Genomic DNA, 15362 nt, shown 5'->3' with positions numbered 1-15362 from the left:
AGGAGGAAATCCATGTCCGCCGCAGCAGTGGAAGAGCCCAGGGAGCAGCCGACGCTGCTCGAAGCCGCGGAGCTGATCTCGCAGCAGTTTCCCGGCTACCGGGTCGAGATCGTCGGGAGCCAGATCACCGTGACGCCGCCGCCGGACATCAAGCACGGTCGATCGCTGACCAAGCTCATGCGCTTGTTCTTCGCCGCGGGTCTCGACGACGACGAAGCAGAGGTCCTGCAGAACGTGGGCATCTGGCTGCCGGGCGGCCCGTCCGACTACGCGGTGCCCGATCTGGCCATCCTCGACGCGAACAGTGACGACCTGCTGATCGAGTACAACTGCTACGACCCGGCGGCCTTTCGCCTCGTGGCGGAGGTGACCTCCTCCAACTTCAGTGACGACCTGAAGAAGAAGCCCGCCGCCTACGCGACGGCCGGGGTGCCCGTCTACCTGATCGTGGACCGGACGAACCAGCGCGTGATGGTCCTGACCGACCCCAAGGACGGCGAGTACCGGGTGCACGCCGTCCACCACCCCGGGCAGTCCTTCACACTGCCGGAGTCGATCGGCGCGTCGGTGACGCTCTCGGTGGACGACGTGCTGACGGCGAAGAAGTAGTTCAGACCGCCGCCGCGGGCACCGTCAGCCGGCCGTCGTGGACCTCGGCGACCTGGTCGACGGCCGTCAGGTGGGTGCGGTCGTGGGTGACCAGGACGGTGGCGGTGGCCCGGCGGTGGGTCAGGTCGGTGATCAGGTCGAGGACGGCGGCGCCGCGTTCGTGGTCCAGGGCGCTGGTGGGTTCGTCCACCAGCAGCACGGTGGGGTCGTTCATCAGGGCGCGGGCGATGTTGACCCGCTGGCGCTGGCCGCCGGAGAGCTGGTGCGGACGGCGGGCGGCCTGGTCGCGCAGGCCGACGGCGTCCAGGAGCTCCAGGGCGCGGGGGAGGGCGCTGCGCGGGGAGCGGCCGTCCAGGTGGGCCATCACCTGGAGTTGCTCCACGGCGGTGAGCGAGGGCAGCAGGTTGGCCTGCTGGAACACGACGCCGATCCTGGTGCGGCGCAGCGCGGTGAGTTCGGCCCGGCTGAGGCCCGTGGTGTCGGTGCCGTCGACGACCACCCGGCCGGAGTCCGGGGTGATCAGGGTGGCGGCGACCGCCAGCAGGCTGGACTTGCCGGAGCCGGAGGGGCCGACGACGGCGGTCAGCGAGCCCTTGGGGACGGTCAGCGAGACGTCGTCCAGGGCGGTGAGCCGGCCGTCGCCGTCCGGGTAGGTCAGGGTGATGCGGTCGAGGGCCAAACTCATCGGGCACTCCCCAGGGCGGTCAGCGGGTCGACGGAGGTGATCCGGCGGATGGACAGGGCCGCGCCGATCGCGCCGAGGGCGATCATGACGACGGCGGGCAGCAGGACGGTCGGGGCGTCCAGCACGAACGGGACGGCGGAGCCGATCAGCGCGCCGAGGCCGGCCGCGACCGCGGTGCCCAGCAGGGTGCCGAGCACCAGCAGCAGGACGGCCTGGCCGAGGGCGTCGCGCAGCAGGTAGCGGGTGGAGGCGCCGAGGGCCTTGAGGACGGCGATGTCGCCGCTGCGCTGGATCGTCCAGACAGTGAAGAACGCGCCGATCACCAGGGCCGAGATGGCGAACAGGAAGCCGCGCATCAGCTGGAGGGAGCCGTTCTCCGAGGTGTAGGAGCCGATCGCGGTGAGGGCGTCGTCGCGGGTGCGGGTCTCGGTGCCGTGGCGGGCGTCGGCGGCGGCCAGGTCGGCGCCCTTCGCGGTGTCGAGCGCGATGACGGTGGCGTGGCCGGCGCCGCCGGGGGCGGCCTGCTGCCAGTCGCCGAGGCTGGTCCAGATCACCGGGGTGTGGCTGTACGCGGCGTCGCCCTCGACGGCGGCGACCCGCAGCGGGTGCCCGGCCAGGGTGAAGTCGGCGCCGGGGGCGAGGCCGCCCAGGTTCTCGGCGGCGGTCCTGGACAGCACCGCCTGGCCGGGGGCGACCCGGGTGCCCCGCGGGGCCAGGTCCGAGCCCTCGGGGACGCCGAAGGCGGAGAGCGCGGTGGTGCGCTTGCCCGCGGCGGCCTTGGTGGTGGTGATGCCGAGCGGCTGGGCGGAGGTGACGCCGGGCTCGTGGGCCCAGGCCTGCCACTGCTCGGGGGTGACCTGGGAGTCGGTGAAGGAGAGCTTCTGCCCGTCGGCCGGCTTGCCGAACACCAGGTGGTCGGCGGGCAGGCCGGTGATCGCGGAGATGTTCTGCCGGCCGAGCCCGGCGGTGAGCCCGGACAACAGGCCGACCAGGACGGTGATCAGTACGATGACGGTCCCCATCAGGGCGAACCGCCCCTTGGCGAACCTCAGGTCCCTCCAGGCGACGAACACAGTGAGCCTTCCTCTGCACAGGTGCTTTCGACTCTTCCACCGTCCCGGATCGGCGGGCCCGCGGGCATCGCGCCGGGGATTGCATCCTGGGCATCAAAGGGCAGAGGCCGAGTTCAACCTTTTGATTGATGCCGGGTGCGGGCACGGAACCTAGGCTGGACGGATGGCGACCGAACGACTCAGAACCACCCCCGTCGCCCGCGTCCTCCAGGTCTGCCTGCACCTGCTCGTGGCGGGCCTGCTCGCGCTCGCCGTCGCCCGTGCCGTCCTCGTCGACCGGGGCGGCGATCCGTCCGCCGTCGCCGCCGCGGCCACCGCCATGGCCGCCGTCTACGCGGTCGGGCCGCAGCTGGCCTCCGTGCGCCGCTCGCGCCGGGCGGCCGCGCTCTGGCTGGCGCTGCTCGGCGTCACCTGGGCGGGCGTGCTGGTCGCCACCCAGGACGGCGTCTGGCTGGCGTTCCCGCTGTACTTCCTGGAGCTGCACCTGCTGGGGCGGCGCGCCGGGCTGGTGGCCGTCGGGCTGACCGCCGCCGCGTCGATCGCGGCCTGGTCCTGGCACCAGCACAGCTTTGGCTTCGCCGCGTCGATCGGGCCCGCGCTCGGCGCGGCCGTCGCCACCGCCACCGTGCTCGGCTACCAGGCGCTGTACCGGGAGAGCGAGGAGCGCCGGCGGCTGATCGACGAGCTGACCGCCGCCCGCGCCGACGCCGCCGCCGCCCACCACGCGGCCGGGGTGCTCGCCGAGCGCGAGCGGCTCGCCCGGGAGATCCACGACACCCTCGCGCAGGGCCTCAGCTCCATCCAGCTGCTGCTGCGCGCCGCCCAGCGGGCCCTGCCGGAGCGCACCGAGGCCGCCGGCGGGTACGTCGAGCAGGCGCGGCAGGCCGCCCAGGACAACCTGGACGAGGCCCGCCGGTTCGTCCGGGCGCTCACCCCGCCCGCGCTGGACGGCGATCCGCTGCCGGTCGCGCTGGAGCGGCTGTGCGCGACCACGACGGCGCACGGCGCGCTGCCCGTCCACCTGCACCTCTCCGGCGATCCGTTCCGGCTGCCGGCCGCGCAGGAGGTCGCGCTGCTGCGGATCGCGCAGTCGGCGCTCGGCAACACCGTCCGGCACGCGGGGGCCTCGCGGGCCGAGGTGACACTCAGCTACATGGAGGGCGAGGTGGCGTTGGACGTGTACGACGACGGGGCCGGGTTCGACCCGGCGGCGGTCGCCGGCCGCACCGGCGGGGACGGCGGGTTCGGGCTGCCCTCGATGCGGGCCAGGGCCCGGGCGCTCGGCGGCGGCTTCACGGTGGAGTCGGCGCCCGGGGAGGGGACGACGGTGGCGGTGCAGCTGCCGGTCGCTCCGGAGGCCGGCCAGTGATCCGGCTGCTGATCGCGGACGACCACCCGGTGGTGCGGGCCGGGCTGCGGGCGGTGCTGGAGTGCGAGCCGGACTTCGCCATCGTGGCGGAGGCGGCCACCGCCGAGCGGGCCGTCGAACTGGCCGCGGAGCCGGGTGTGGACGTGGTGCTGATGGACCTCCAGTTCGGTCCGGGATCGGCGATGAACGGGGCGCAGGCCACCGCGGCGATCACCGCCAGGGCGGGCGCGCCGCGGGTGCTGGTCGTCACCACGTACGACACCGACGCGGACACCCTCCCGGCCCTGGAGGCGGGCGCCACCGGCTACCTGCTGAAGGACGCGCCGCCGGAGGAGCTGGCGCAGGCCGTCCGGGCCGCCGCGGCCGGGCGCAGCGCGCTGGCGTCCAGCGTGGCGGACCGGCTGCTGGAACGGATGCGGACGCCGGCGGCGGCGCTCAGCGCGCGGGAGACCGAGGTGCTGGGGCTGGTCGCGGACGGGCTGGCCAACCAGCAGATCAGTCAGCGGCTGCACCTGAGCCAGGCCACGGTGAAGTCCCATCTGGTGCACATCTACACCAAGTTGGGGGTGGACTCGCGTACGTCGGCGGTGCGCGAGGCGCGGCGGCGGGGGCTGATCCGCTGAGCGTAGGGTGAGGGTGTTCAGGGCCCGCGCCCGTGGCCGTGTTCCGTACCCGCAGTGTGAGGAGCGCCCGATGACCGTCCGACTCGACGAGCTGGCCGTACCGGTGATCGCCGCCCCGATGGCGGGCGGGCCCTCGACACCCGAGCTGGTGGCGGCGGTGAACCGGGCGGGCGGCCTGGGGTTCCTGGCCGCCGGGATGAAGACCGCCGCCGGGATGTCCGAACAGATCGCCGCGGTACGGAAGTCGACCGGCCGGCCGTTCGGGGTGAACCTCTTCGTGCCGGGCCCGCCCGGGGACCGGGCGGCCGTCGCGGCCTACCGGGAGCGGCTGCGGCCCGAGGCCGAGCGGAGGGACGTGGCGCTGCCGGAGGAGGCCGGGCCCGACCGGGACGACTGGGAGGCCAAGCTCGCCGCGCTGCTCGCGGACCCGGTGCCGGTGGTCTCGTACACCTTCGGGCTGCCGACGGCAGAGGAGGCGGCGGCGCTGCGGGCGGCCGGCACGACGCAGGTCGGCACCGTGACCACGCCGGCGGAGGCGCGGGCGGCCGAGGCGGTCGGGATGGACGCGCTGTGCGTGCAGGGGCCGGAGGCGGGCGGGCACCGGGGCACCCACCGGGTGGCTGACCTGCCGGGGGAGCTGCCACTGCTCCGCCTGCTGCCCGCGGTCCGGGAGGTGACGGCGCTGCCGCTGGTCGCCGCGGGCGGGCTCGGCGACGGCCCGGCCGTCGCGGCGGCGCTGCGGGCGGGGGCGGTGGCGGTGCAGCTGGGCACGGCGCTGCTGCGCTCCGACGAGTCCGGCGCCTCGGCCGCCCACCGGGCGGCGCTCGTCGAACTCCCCGAGACGGCCGTCACCCGCGCCTTCACCGGCCGCCCGGCCCGTGGCCTGCGCAACGCCTTCATGGACCGCTACGGCCCGTACGCCCCGGCCGCCTACCCCGAGGTCAACCGCCTCACCACGCCCCTCCGCGCCGCCGCCGCCCGCCGCGGTGACACCGCCGCCATGCACCTCTGGGCCGGCACGGCGCACGCGCTCGCCCGCACGGGCCCGGCGGAGACGATCGTCGCGGAGCTGTGGCAGGCGGCCCGGGGGTAGCGCACCGGGGGCGCGCCGGGCGGCGAGTGTTGTCCCCCGCAGGGGTGGCCGAAGCGGAAGGCCGCGCCGTACCAGTAGGCGGCCGTTCAGCATGGCGTCCATCTGGTGGCAGAGCGATGGGTGGTGCCTGTGAAGGGGCGTAGCTGGACCGAGGTGTGGGCTGAGGCCCAGCGCATCAACCCGTGGCTGGCCTCGCCGGAGGCCGAGGCGGAACGGGCACGGATCCGGCAGGAGACGCTGGCGCGGATTCGGGGGTATGAGCTCGTTGAGCTGCGGAAAGCAGCAGGGCTGACCCAGAAGGAGGTCGCCGGGCTGATGGGGGTCAGCCAGGCGCGGGTGTCGCAGATCGAGCACGGACAGGTGGACAGCCTGGACAACCTTCGGGCCTATGCCGCCGCGATCGGCGGCGAGGTCGAGGTCACCGTCCGGCAGGGGGAGCGGACGATCAAGGTGGCCTGACCGTCCGCTCCTTGCGTCCTCAGGCGAGCAGGCCGGCCATCCAGGACTCGATGGCGTCGGCTTCGCGGGGCAGGGCGCCCGACATCAGGCGGGCGCCGTCCTCGGTGATGACCAGGTCGTCCTCGATGCGGATGCCGAGGCCGCGGAGTTCGGCGGGGAGGGTCTCGTCGTCGGGCTGGAGGTAGAGGCCGGGTTCGACGGTGAGGACCATGCCCTCCTCCAGGGTGCCGTCGAGGTAGTGGTCGGCGCGGGACTTGGCGCAGTCGTGGTAGTCGAGGCCGAGCATGTGACCGCTGCCGCAGAGGGTGTAGCGGCGGTAGAGGCCGTTGTCCTCGTCGAGGGCCTCCTCGGCGGAGACCGGCAGGACGCCCCAGTCGGCGAGGCCCTCGGCGATGACCCGCATGGCGGCGCGGTGGAAGTCGCGGTACTCGGCGCCCGGGCGCAGGGCGGCGATGCCGGCGCTCTGGGCGGCGAGGACGAGGTCGTAGGCCTGGCGCTGGACCGGGGTGAAGGTGCCGCTGAGCGGGAGGGTGCGGGTGATGTCGGCGGCGTAGAGGCTGTCGGTCTCGACGCCGGCGTCCAGCAGGAGCAGGGAGTTCGGGTCGAGGGCGCCGTCGTTGCGGATCCAGTGGAGCACGCAGGCGTGGGCGCCGGAGGCGGCGATGGTGGTGTACGAGGTGCCGTTGCCCTCGGCGCGGGCGCGCAGGTCGAAGACGCCCTCGATCCAGCGCTCGCCGCGGTGGTGGCGCAGCGCGGTGGGCAGGGCGCGGACGACGTCCTCGAAGCCGGTGACGGTGTGGTCGACGGCCAGTTGCAGCTGCCCGATCTCCCATTCGTCCTTGACCAGGCGCAACTCGGAGAGCACGGCGGCCAGTTCGCCGTCCCTGAGGTCGCCGGACAGCCGTCCGGTGGCCTCGTCGACCAGCGGGTCGGTGCCGGCCAGCACCCGGGTGGGCGGCTGTGGTCCGGTGAGCAGCTTGCCGAGGTCGTCGAGGTGTTCGGTGCGCACCCCGGTGAGCCGGGCGGCCTCGGCGAGGTCGGGGCGGGCGCCGACCCAGAACTCGCCGTAGCGGCGGTCGCGGTAGAACTCGCCGCCGTCGCGGGGGGAGCGCGGGCGCAGGTAGAGGACCGGCTCGTGGCCCTCGGGGCCGGCCGGTTCGAGGACCAGGACGTGGTCGGCCTGGTCCTCGCCGGTGAGGCCGGTGAGCCAGACGTACGCGCTGTGCGGGCGGAAGCGGTAGTCGAGGTCGTTGCAGCGGACCTTGAGCCGGCCGGCCGGGACGACCAGCCGTTCGCCGGGGAAGGCGGCGGAGAGCCGGGCCCGGCGGCCGGGGAAGCGGTCGTATCCGGGGACGCGCCGGTCGGCGGGGAGGGGGGTGGCGGCCCACTGGGTGGCCATGAACGAGGCGAGGGCGGGAGGGACCGGGAGGTCGTGGCTCCCGGTGTTGAGGCCGGTCGGGGGAAGGGTCACCGGTGAACTCCTTGTCGGGGCTGGGGAGATGCGGGGCACGGACACAGCTCGGTAACGGGTGGCGTCACCTCTTGTGCAGTGCAATTTCACATTACTATGTTACGGGTCACACAGCGCAGCGGCCGGATCAGGCGGATCAGGCCCCCCACAGCGGAGTTGCACATGACCAGGCGCACCCACGCCGCCCTCGCGGCGGCCCTCGCGGCCACCCTCACCCTCGGCCTCGGGGCCTGCTCCAACGACAAGAGCGACAGCGGCGCCGACGCCGCGCCCTCCGACAGCAAGGGCCCGGGCGCGGCGTCCGGCACGGTCGTCGGCGGCACCCCGGCCAAGGGCGGCACCCTCACCGTCCTGACCAACCAGGACTTCGCGCACCTCGACCCGGCCCGCAACTGGGTGGTGCCGCACATGGACTTCGGCACCCGGCTGATCTACCGGACCCTGACCACCTTCAAGTCCGAGCCGGGCGCGGCCGGCAGCGAGATCGTCCCCGACCTCGCCACCGACCTGGGCACGTCCACCGAGGGCGGCAAGGTGTGGACCTTCACCCTCAAGGAAGGCCTCAAGTACGAGGACGGCTCGCCGATCAAGTCCGCCGACATCAAGTACAACGTCGAGCGGTCCTTCTCCCCGGACCTCACCGGCGGCCCCGACTACGCGATCCAGTACCTGGCCGGCGGTGAGAGCTACAAGGGCCCGCTGAACGGCGAGCACCTGGCGAGCATCGAGACCCCGGACGACAGGACCATCGTCTTCCACCTGAAGCGCCCGGTCGCCGAGTTCTCGGACACCGTCACCCTGCCGACCTTCGCCCCGGTGCCGCAGTCCCAGGAGAAGGGCACCCAGTACGACGCCCGGCCGTTCTCCTCCGGCCCGTACAAGATCGAGACCTACGACCGCGGCAAGCAGCTGGTGCTGGTCCGCAACACCAACTGGGACCCGGCCACGGACACGGTCCGCAAGGCGTACCCGGACAAGGTCGTGGTGACCCAGGGCATCAAGGGCGGCCAGGCCGACGACCGGATCATCGCCAGCGACGGCGCCGACGCCAACGCCATCAACATGCCCTGGATGCAGCACGAGACCGTCGCCAAGGTGCTGCCCAAGGCGGACGTCAAGGCCCGCATGGTCGCCGAGCAGACCGGATGTACCGACATGCTCTACCTGAACACCGCCAAGGCCCCCTTCGACGACCCGAAGGTGCGCGAGGCGATGATGTGGGCGGTCGACCGCGACGCCCAGGTGACCGCCTTCGGCGGCCCCGCGATGACCGACCCGGCGACCTCCTTCCTACCGCCGTCGCTGACCGGCGGCGCCAAGTCCGACCCGCTGAAGATCCCGGTGGCCGGCGACCAGGAGAAGGCCAAGAAGATGCTCCAGGAGGCGGGCAAGAGCGACCTCAAGGTCTCGCTCACCGTCTCGACCGGCGACAAGACCCGCGCCGAGGCGATCCAGCAGTCGCTGTCCAAGGCCGGCGTCCAGGTCACCGTGAACACGGTCGACGCGTCCGCCTTCGCCGACACCGTCGGCGACATCAGGAACGCCCCCGACCTGACCCTCAACGGCTGGTGCCCCGACTACCCCTCCGGTGCGACCTTCCTGCCGTTCCTCTTCGACGGCCGCACCATCAAGGAGAAGGGCAACCAGGGCAACTACAGCCAGTTCAAGGACCAGGCCACGATGGACCGGATGGACCAGATCGCGGCCATGACGGACGTCGCCGAGGCGAACAAGGCCTGGAAGCAGCTGGACGAGGACCTGATGAAGAAGGCCCCGGCCGTCCCGCTGCTCTGGCAGCGGCGCCCGCTGCTGGTCGGCACCAACGTGGCCGGCGCGTTCGGCAACTCGGGCTTCGCCGGCATGATCGACCTGGCCACCGTCGGTCTCAAGGACCCCGCCAAGGGCAAGTGAGGGACCGGCAGCCATGAGTACCACCACTGAGCCCGCCGCCGTGGCCGACGCCACGGCGGGGGGCGCCAAGAAGAGTGCCGGGCGCGGGCCCTGGCGGCTGGTCTGGGTCCAGCTGTGGGCCAAGGGCTCGGCCCGGTTCGGGCTGATCACCGTCGGCCTGCTGGTCCTGGTCACCGCCCTGGCGGGGCCGCTCGGCTCGCTCGGCGGCTGGAGCCCCGAGGAGTTCGACAAGCGCTCGCTCGACCCGTACCTGGGCGGTCTGCCCAAGGGGGACTTCGGCGGCATCAGCGCCCGGCACTGGCTGGGCGTCGAGCCGCTCACCGGCCGCGACCTGTTCGCCCGGGTGCTGCACGGCGGGCAGGTCTCCCTGCTGATCGCCTTCACCGCGACGGCCGTCGTCGTGCTCGTCGGCACCCTGTCCGGCATCGCGGCGGGCTACTTCGGCGGGCGCGTCGACACACTGCTGTCCCGGCTGATGGACCTCACGATGTCCTTCCCCTCGCTGATCTTCATGATCGCGATGATGTCGGTGGCCAAGGACGTCAACCGGATCCTGCTGATCACCCTGGTGATCGGGCTGTTCACCTGGCCCGGCATCGCCCGGGTGGTGCGCGGGCAGACCCTCTCGCTCAAGCACCGCGAGTACGTCGAGGCCGCCAAGGTGGGCGGGGCGCGCTCCTGGCGCATCCTCACCCGGGAGATCCTGCCCAACGTCTCCGGCCCGATCATCGCCTACACCACCCTGCTGGTCCCCGGCATGATCGCCACCGAGGCGGCGCTCAGCTACCTCGGCGTGGGCGTCCGCCCGCCGACCGCGTCCTGGGGCCAGATGATCGCCGAGAGCATCGTGCACTACGAGACCGACCCGACCTACTTCCTGATCCCGACCGCCTTCCTGTTCGTCGCCGTGCTCGCGTTCACGCTGCTCGGGGACGCGCTGCGGGACATCCTCGACCCCCGGGGAGGCCGGTCGTGATCCTCTACCTCGGCCGCCGCCTGCTCGGCGTGGTGGGCATCCTGCTCGCCATCTGCGCCATCACCTTCACCATCTTCTACCTGCTGCCCAACGACCCGGCCGCGGCCGCCTGCGGCAAGACCTGTAGCCCCGAGCGGCTCGCCGACGTCAAGGCGGCGATGGGCCTGGACAAGCCGGTCTGGGACCAGTTCCTCGCCTACCTCGGCGGCATCTTCGCCGGCCGCGACTACGGCAGCGGCCCCAGTGCGGTGCACTGCGGCTTCCCCTGCCTCGGCTACTCCTACGAGTACGGGCTGCCGGTGTGGGACCTGCTCACCGACCGCCTGCCGGTCTCCATCTCGCTGGCGCTCGGCGCGGCCGTGATCTGGCTGGTCCTCGGCCTCGGCGCGGGCGTCACCTCGGCGCTGCGCAAGGGCAGGCCGGTCGACAAGGCCCTGATGGTGCTGTCCGTCGGCACCGCCTCGCTGCCGGTCTACTTCACCTCGATCATGCTGATCTGGGGCGTCGTCCGGACCGCGGGCGTGCTGCCCTACCCGGCCTACCACAAGTTCACCGAGAACCCCTTCGAGTGGGGCTCCAACCTGCTGCTGCCGTGGATCGCGCTGGCCCTGCTGTACGCGGCGATGTACGCCAGGCAGAGCCGCAACTCGATGATCGAGACGATGGCCGAGCCGTACATCCGCACCGCCAGGGCCAAGGGCCTGCCGGCGCGGACGGTCACCGTCAAGCACGGGCTGCGCGCCGGGATGACGCCGATCCTGACCATCTTCGGGATGGACCTCGGCGGCCTGCTGGCCGGCGCGGTCATCACCGAGTCGATCTTCGGCCTGCCCGGCGTCGGCCGGCTGTTCTACGACGGCCTGGCCCGCTCCGACCAGCCCGTCATCCTCGGCGTCACCCTGCTCGCGGCCTTCTTCATCGTCGCGGCGAACCTGCTGGTCGACCTGCTGTACGCGTTCGTAGACCCGAGAGTGAGGTACTGATGACCAGGCTGTTGGAGGTCGAGGACCTCAAGGTCGCCTTCGACACCCCGCGCGGCACGGTCCGGGCGGTGGACGGGATCTCCTTCGCCGTCGAGTCCGGGCGGACCCTCGGGCTGGTCGGCGAGTCGGGCAGCGGGAAGTCCGTCACCTCGCTCGCCGTCATGGGACTGCACCACGGCGCCACCGTCACCGGCTCGATCCGGCTGAACGGCCAGGAGCTGGGCGGCCTGGGGGAGCGCGAGCTGGGCACCGTCCGGGGCCGCAGGATCGCGATGATCTTCCAGGATCCGCTGTCCAGCCTGCACCCCTTCTACACCGTCGGGGAGCAGATCGCCGAGCACTACCGGGTGCACTTCAAGGCCAACCGCAAGGCCGGACGGGCCAGGGCGGTGGAGATGCTGGCCGAGGTCGGCATCCCGGAGCCGGCCCGCCGGGTCGACGAGTACCCGCACCAGTTCTCCGGCGGCATGCGCCAGCGCGTCATGATCGCCATGGCGCTGGCCTGCGAACCCGAACTGCTGATCGCCGACGAGCCCACCACAGCGCTCGACGTCACCGTCCAGGCGCAGATCCTCGACCTGATCGCCCGGATCCAGCAGGAGCGCGGCCTCGGCGTCGTGATGATCACCCACGACCTGGGCGTGGTCGCCCGGGTCGCCCACGAGGTGCTGGTCATGTACGGCGGCCGGGCCGCCGAACAGGCCCCGGTGGAACGGCTGTTCGCGCAACCCGCGCACCCGTACACCCGCGGCCTGCTGGACTCGCTGCCACGCCTGGACGACACCGACGACGCCCCGCTGCGGGCCATCCCCGGCAGCCCGCCGTCGCTGATCGCCCCCGCCTCCGGCTGCTCCTTCGCCCCGCGCTGCGCCCGCACCGCCGCCGCGTCCGCCGAGGAGCACGCCCGCTGCCTGGGCGAGCGCCCGCTGCTCGGCGTGCTCGCCCCCGGCCACCAGACCGCCTGTCACCTGCCACTGGTGCCGGAAGGGGTGCTGTGATGACCACACCGTCGACGAAGGATGCGCCGCAGGCTCCGCTGCTGTCGGTCCGGGACCTGGTGAAGACCTTCCCCGGCCGGCGCTCCCGCACCGGCCGGCCGGGCGCACCGGTCCGGGCGGTGGACGGGGTGAGCTTCGACGTCGGCGCGGGGGAGACGCTCGGCCTGGTCGGCGAGTCCGGCTGCGGCAAGTCCACCACCGGCCGGATGATCGTCCGGCTGCTCGACCCGACCTCGGGCACCGTCACCTTCGACGGCACCGAGATCGGCGGGCTCTCCCAGGCCCGGCTGCGGCCGCACCGGCGCGACCTCCAGATGGTCTTCCAGGACCCGTACTCCTCGCTCAACCCCCGGCAGACGGTGGCCCGGATCATCTCCGAGCCGCTGCTGGTCCAGGGCGAGGGCGCGGCGGCGGCGCGCAAGCGGGCCGCCGAGCTGATGGAACTGGTCGGGCTGATCCCCGAGCACCTGGACCGCTACCCGCACGAGTTCTCCGGCGGCCAGGCCCAGCGGATCGGCATCGCCCGCTCGCTGGCCACCTCGCCGCGGCTGGTGATTGCCGACGAACCGGTCTCCGCGCTGGACGTCTCCATCCAGGCCCAGGTGGTCAACCTGATGGAGCGGCTCCAGCAGGAGCTGGGACTGGCGTACGTGTTCATCGCGCACGACCTCTCGGTGGTCAAGCGGGTCTGCGACCGGGTCGCGGTGATGTACCTGGGCCGGATCGTGGAGATCGGCGACAAGGCCGAGGTGTACGGCAGGCCCGCGCACCCGTACACCAGGGCGCTGCTGTCGGCCGTGCCGCTGCCGGACCCGGAGGCGGAGCGGACCAGGGAGCGGATCGTGCTGCTCGGCGACCCGCCGAGCCCGGCGGCCCCGCCGCCCGGCTGCTCCTTCCACCCGCGCTGCCCGAAGGCGCAGGACCTGTGCCGGACCGAGCGGCCGCTGCTGAGGATCGCCGGGCCCGGCGAGCGGCAGGCGGCCTGCCACTTCCCGGAGGGCTGAGCCGGCGCTTACAGACCCCCGGTCGGACGCGGCGGGGAACCCTGCGAGGGCCGCGTCCGACCGGGTTCCACCCACCCTTCCCCATGCCCGTCCGCGGGCCCGCCCGTTCACTCCTCGACGGGCAGCAGGCCGTCCTCGGGGAGCAGCCGTCGGGGGCCCGGGCCCTCGGCGGCCAGTTCGTCCCCGGGGTTGAGCACCCGGCAGCGGCGCAGCGAGACGCAGCCGCAGCCGATGCAGCCGGTCAGCTCGTCCTCCAGCCGTTCCAGTTCGGCCCGGCGGGCGCGCAGTTGCTCGGCCCAGTGCCGGGAGATGCGCTCCCAGTCGTGCTTGCCGGGCATCCGGTCCTCGGGCAGGCCGGTGAAGACCTCGGCGACCTCGGAGAGCGGGATGCCGAGCCGCTTGGCGACCAGGATGAGCGAGATCCGGCGCAGCACGTGCCGCCGGTAGCGCCGCTGGTTGCCCGCGGTGCGTTCGGCGGAGATCAGCCCCTGGTCCTCGTAGAAGCGCACCGCCGAGGTGGCGATCCCGGCCCGCCGGGCCACCTCGCCGACGCTCAGCAGATCGACCGGCGCGGTGGTCATGGCGGCTCCTTGACTTCAAGTTCTGTTGAAGTCCTAGCGTACCGGACGTGACCGAATCACCCGCCGTCCAGAACCACACCACCGCTGCCGAGCGGGATGGTTGCCCGTCGGAGCCGCCGTCCGCCGGGGCCTCCGGCGGGTGGCGCGAACTCTTCTCCCGCCGGTACGCCGCCGCCGCCTCGATCCTGGCCGGCGGCGTCGCGCTGTACGCGATGAACCTCTACTTCACCGCCGCGCTGATGCCCTCGATCGTGGGCGACATCGGCGGCGGGCGGTACTACGCGTGGGTGGCCACCGGCTTCCTGATGGCCGCCGTCATCGCCTCGATGCTGGTCAGCCGGCTGCTGGACCGCCTCGGCGCCGCCCGGGCCTACGTGCTGGGCTTCCTGGTCTTCGGCGTCGGCGCGGTGGTCAACGCGCTCAGCCCGTCGATGGCGGCGCTGATCCTCGGCCGGGTGGTGCAGGGCCTCGGCGGCGGGCTGGTGGCCGGGCTCGGCTACGCCGTGATCCGCAGCGCGCTGCCGGAGCGGCTGTGGACCAGGGCGGCCGGGCTGGTCTCCGCGATGTGGGGCGTCGGCACCCTGGTCGGGCCGTCGCTGGGCGGGCTGTTCGCCCAGCTCGGCGCCTGGCGCTGGGCGTACGTCCTGCTGCTGGCCGCCGCGCTGGTGCTGGCCGTCCTGGCCCGCCGGGTGCTGCCCGGGCGCTCCGGCGCCGGGCACGGAAGCGGCCCGGTGCCGCTGCCCTCGCTGCTGCTGCTCACCCTGGCGGCGGCCGCCTTCAGCGTCAGCTCGACCGTGCCGGGCGGCCGGCCGACGGCGCTCTGCCTGCTCGCCGGGGCGGCGCTGCTGGCCGGCTTCGCGGCGGTCGAGCGGCGCGCGGCGGCGACGGTGCTGCCGCAGCAGACCTACCGGCCGGGCAATCCGCTGAAGTGGCTCTACCTGACCGTCGCGGTGCTCTGCGCGGGCGTGGTGGCGGAGAACTTCATCCCGCTGTTCGGCCAGCGGCTGGGCGGCCTCGGCCCGCTGGTGGCCGGGTTCCTCGGCGCCGCGATCTCGGCCGGCTGGACCACCGCCCAGCTGTTCAGCGTCGGGATCGAGTCGGCCCGCGGCCGGGCCCTGGCGGTCCGCGCCGCCCCGCTGGTGCTGGTCGGCGGCCTGCTGGTGTACGGGCTGACCCAGACCGGGCACGCCTCCGGGCCGCGGGTGGTGCTCTGGGCGGTGGCGCTGTTCGCCGCCGGCACCGGGATCGGGCTGGCCTTCCCGCACCTGAGCGTGGCCGCGATGCGCAGCAGCAGCGACCCGGCCGAGGGCGGCAAGGCGGCCGCGGCGATCAACACCACCCAGCTGATCGCCTTCTCGGTGACCTCGGCGCTGGCCGGCACCCTGGTCAACCTGGGCGGGGACAGCCCGGTCGACGCGGCCCGGTACATGACCTTCGGGATCGCCGCGATCACCGTCCTGGGGGTGGCCACCGCCGCGCGCACCGCGCGCAGCCTGGGGCGCTGAGGCGCCCGGGTACACGAGCAGG

The 15362-nt window shown here is 73.3% G+C and carries 15 protein-coding genes; 11 read left to right on the top strand and 4 right to left on the bottom strand.

Annotation, left to right across the window (positions count from 1 at the left end):
• The first annotated feature begins 12 nt into the window (after window positions 1–12).
• Window positions 13–609, top strand: a complete 597-nt coding sequence (locus ACZ7C5_RS08800) for a Uma2 family endonuclease (RefSeq protein ID WP_470322302.1) — start codon at window positions 13–15, stop codon at window positions 607–609.
• 1 nt (window position 610) lies between these two features.
• Here the strand turns inward: ACZ7C5_RS08800 and ACZ7C5_RS08795 are convergent, their stop codons facing one another.
• Both ACZ7C5_RS08795 and ACZ7C5_RS08790 read right to left on the bottom strand, forming a co-directional pair.
• On the bottom strand, window positions 611–1294 hold the full coding sequence (locus ACZ7C5_RS08795; protein WP_188295829.1) for an ABC transporter ATP-binding protein: 684 nt from the start codon (window positions 1292–1294) through the stop codon (window positions 611–613).
• Window positions 1291–2367 (bottom strand): ABC transporter permease, encoded by a 1077-nt coding sequence (locus tag ACZ7C5_RS08790; RefSeq protein WP_401087636.1) that lies wholly within the window; start codon window positions 2365–2367, stop codon window positions 1291–1293. The genes ACZ7C5_RS08795 and ACZ7C5_RS08790 overlap by 4 nt, the downstream gene beginning before the upstream one ends.
• A gap of 163 nt (window positions 2368–2530) precedes the next feature.
• Here ACZ7C5_RS08790 and ACZ7C5_RS08785 point away from each other — a divergent pair, with 163 nt between their 5' ends.
• From ACZ7C5_RS08785 to ACZ7C5_RS08770, 4 genes are all read left to right on the top strand, one after another.
• On the top strand, window positions 2531–3736 hold the full coding sequence (locus tag ACZ7C5_RS08785) for a sensor histidine kinase (RefSeq protein ID WP_401087634.1): 1206 nt from the start codon (window positions 2531–2533) through the stop codon (window positions 3734–3736).
• Window positions 3733–4359, top strand: coding sequence for a response regulator transcription factor (locus ACZ7C5_RS08780; protein ID WP_401087632.1), 627 nt, complete (start codon window positions 3733–3735; stop codon window positions 4357–4359). The genes ACZ7C5_RS08785 and ACZ7C5_RS08780 overlap by 4 nt, the downstream gene beginning before the upstream one ends.
• A gap of 70 nt (window positions 4360–4429) precedes the next feature.
• Window positions 4430–5452 (top strand): nitronate monooxygenase, encoded by a 1023-nt coding sequence (locus ACZ7C5_RS08775; RefSeq protein ID WP_470322301.1) that lies wholly within the window; start codon window positions 4430–4432, stop codon window positions 5450–5452.
• Window positions 5453–5557: 105 nt separating this feature from the next.
• Window positions 5558–5911, top strand: coding sequence for a helix-turn-helix domain-containing protein (locus ACZ7C5_RS08770; RefSeq protein ID WP_470322300.1), 354 nt, complete (start codon window positions 5558–5560; stop codon window positions 5909–5911).
• A 19-nt stretch (window positions 5912–5930) separates the two neighbouring features.
• Here ACZ7C5_RS08770 and ACZ7C5_RS08765 read toward each other — a convergent pair whose 3' ends face one another.
• Complete coding sequence (locus ACZ7C5_RS08765; protein WP_470322299.1) at window positions 5931–7382, bottom strand: aminopeptidase P family protein; 1452 nt, start codon at window positions 7380–7382, stop codon at window positions 5931–5933.
• Window positions 7383–7544: 162 nt separating this feature from the next.
• On the opposite strand from ACZ7C5_RS08765, the gene ACZ7C5_RS08760 reads away from it, so the two are divergent.
• Genes ACZ7C5_RS08760 through ACZ7C5_RS08740 form a run of 5 tightly spaced genes read left to right on the top strand, consistent with a single transcriptional unit; the run spans window position 7545 to window position 13254 of the window.
• Complete coding sequence (locus tag ACZ7C5_RS08760) at window positions 7545–9293, top strand: ABC transporter substrate-binding protein (RefSeq protein WP_470322298.1); 1749 nt, start codon at window positions 7545–7547, stop codon at window positions 9291–9293.
• Between the two features lie 13 nt (window positions 9294–9306).
• Window positions 9307–10269: an ABC transporter permease gene (locus tag ACZ7C5_RS08755; protein WP_470322297.1), complete on the top strand. Its 963-nt coding sequence runs from the start codon at window positions 9307–9309 to the stop codon at window positions 10267–10269.
• Entirely contained in the window at window positions 10266–11252 is a 987-nt protein-coding gene (locus ACZ7C5_RS08750) for an ABC transporter permease (protein ID WP_401087618.1), read from the top strand. Before ACZ7C5_RS08755 ends, ACZ7C5_RS08750 begins: the two co-directional genes overlap by 4 nt.
• Entirely contained in the window at window positions 11252–12250 is a 999-nt protein-coding gene (locus ACZ7C5_RS08745; RefSeq protein ID WP_401087616.1) for an ABC transporter ATP-binding protein, read from the top strand. The genes ACZ7C5_RS08750 and ACZ7C5_RS08745 overlap by 1 nt, the downstream gene beginning before the upstream one ends.
• Window positions 12250–13254, top strand: coding sequence for an ABC transporter ATP-binding protein (locus ACZ7C5_RS08740; RefSeq protein ID WP_401087614.1), 1005 nt, complete (start codon window positions 12250–12252; stop codon window positions 13252–13254). The genes ACZ7C5_RS08745 and ACZ7C5_RS08740 overlap by 1 nt, the downstream gene beginning before the upstream one ends.
• Window positions 13255–13361: 107 nt before the next feature.
• On the opposite strand, the gene soxR is transcribed toward ACZ7C5_RS08740, so the two are convergent.
• The gene (gene soxR / locus ACZ7C5_RS08735) at window positions 13362–13835 is read right to left on the bottom strand and encodes a redox-sensitive transcriptional activator SoxR (RefSeq protein ID WP_401087612.1); all 474 of its coding nucleotides are present in this window, start codon (window positions 13833–13835) and stop codon (window positions 13362–13364) included.
• Window positions 13836–13882: 47 nt separating this feature from the next.
• On the opposite strand from soxR, the gene ACZ7C5_RS08730 reads away from it, so the two are divergent.
• Window positions 13883–15340 (top strand): MFS transporter, encoded by a 1458-nt coding sequence (locus tag ACZ7C5_RS08730; RefSeq protein ID WP_401087610.1) that lies wholly within the window; start codon window positions 13883–13885, stop codon window positions 15338–15340.
• Window positions 15341–15362 lie beyond the last annotated feature (22 nt).

It is taken from the genome of Kitasatospora sp. NPDC036993, from assembly GCF_055607525.1.
This window is presented reverse-complemented; position numbering and strand designations above follow the sequence as displayed.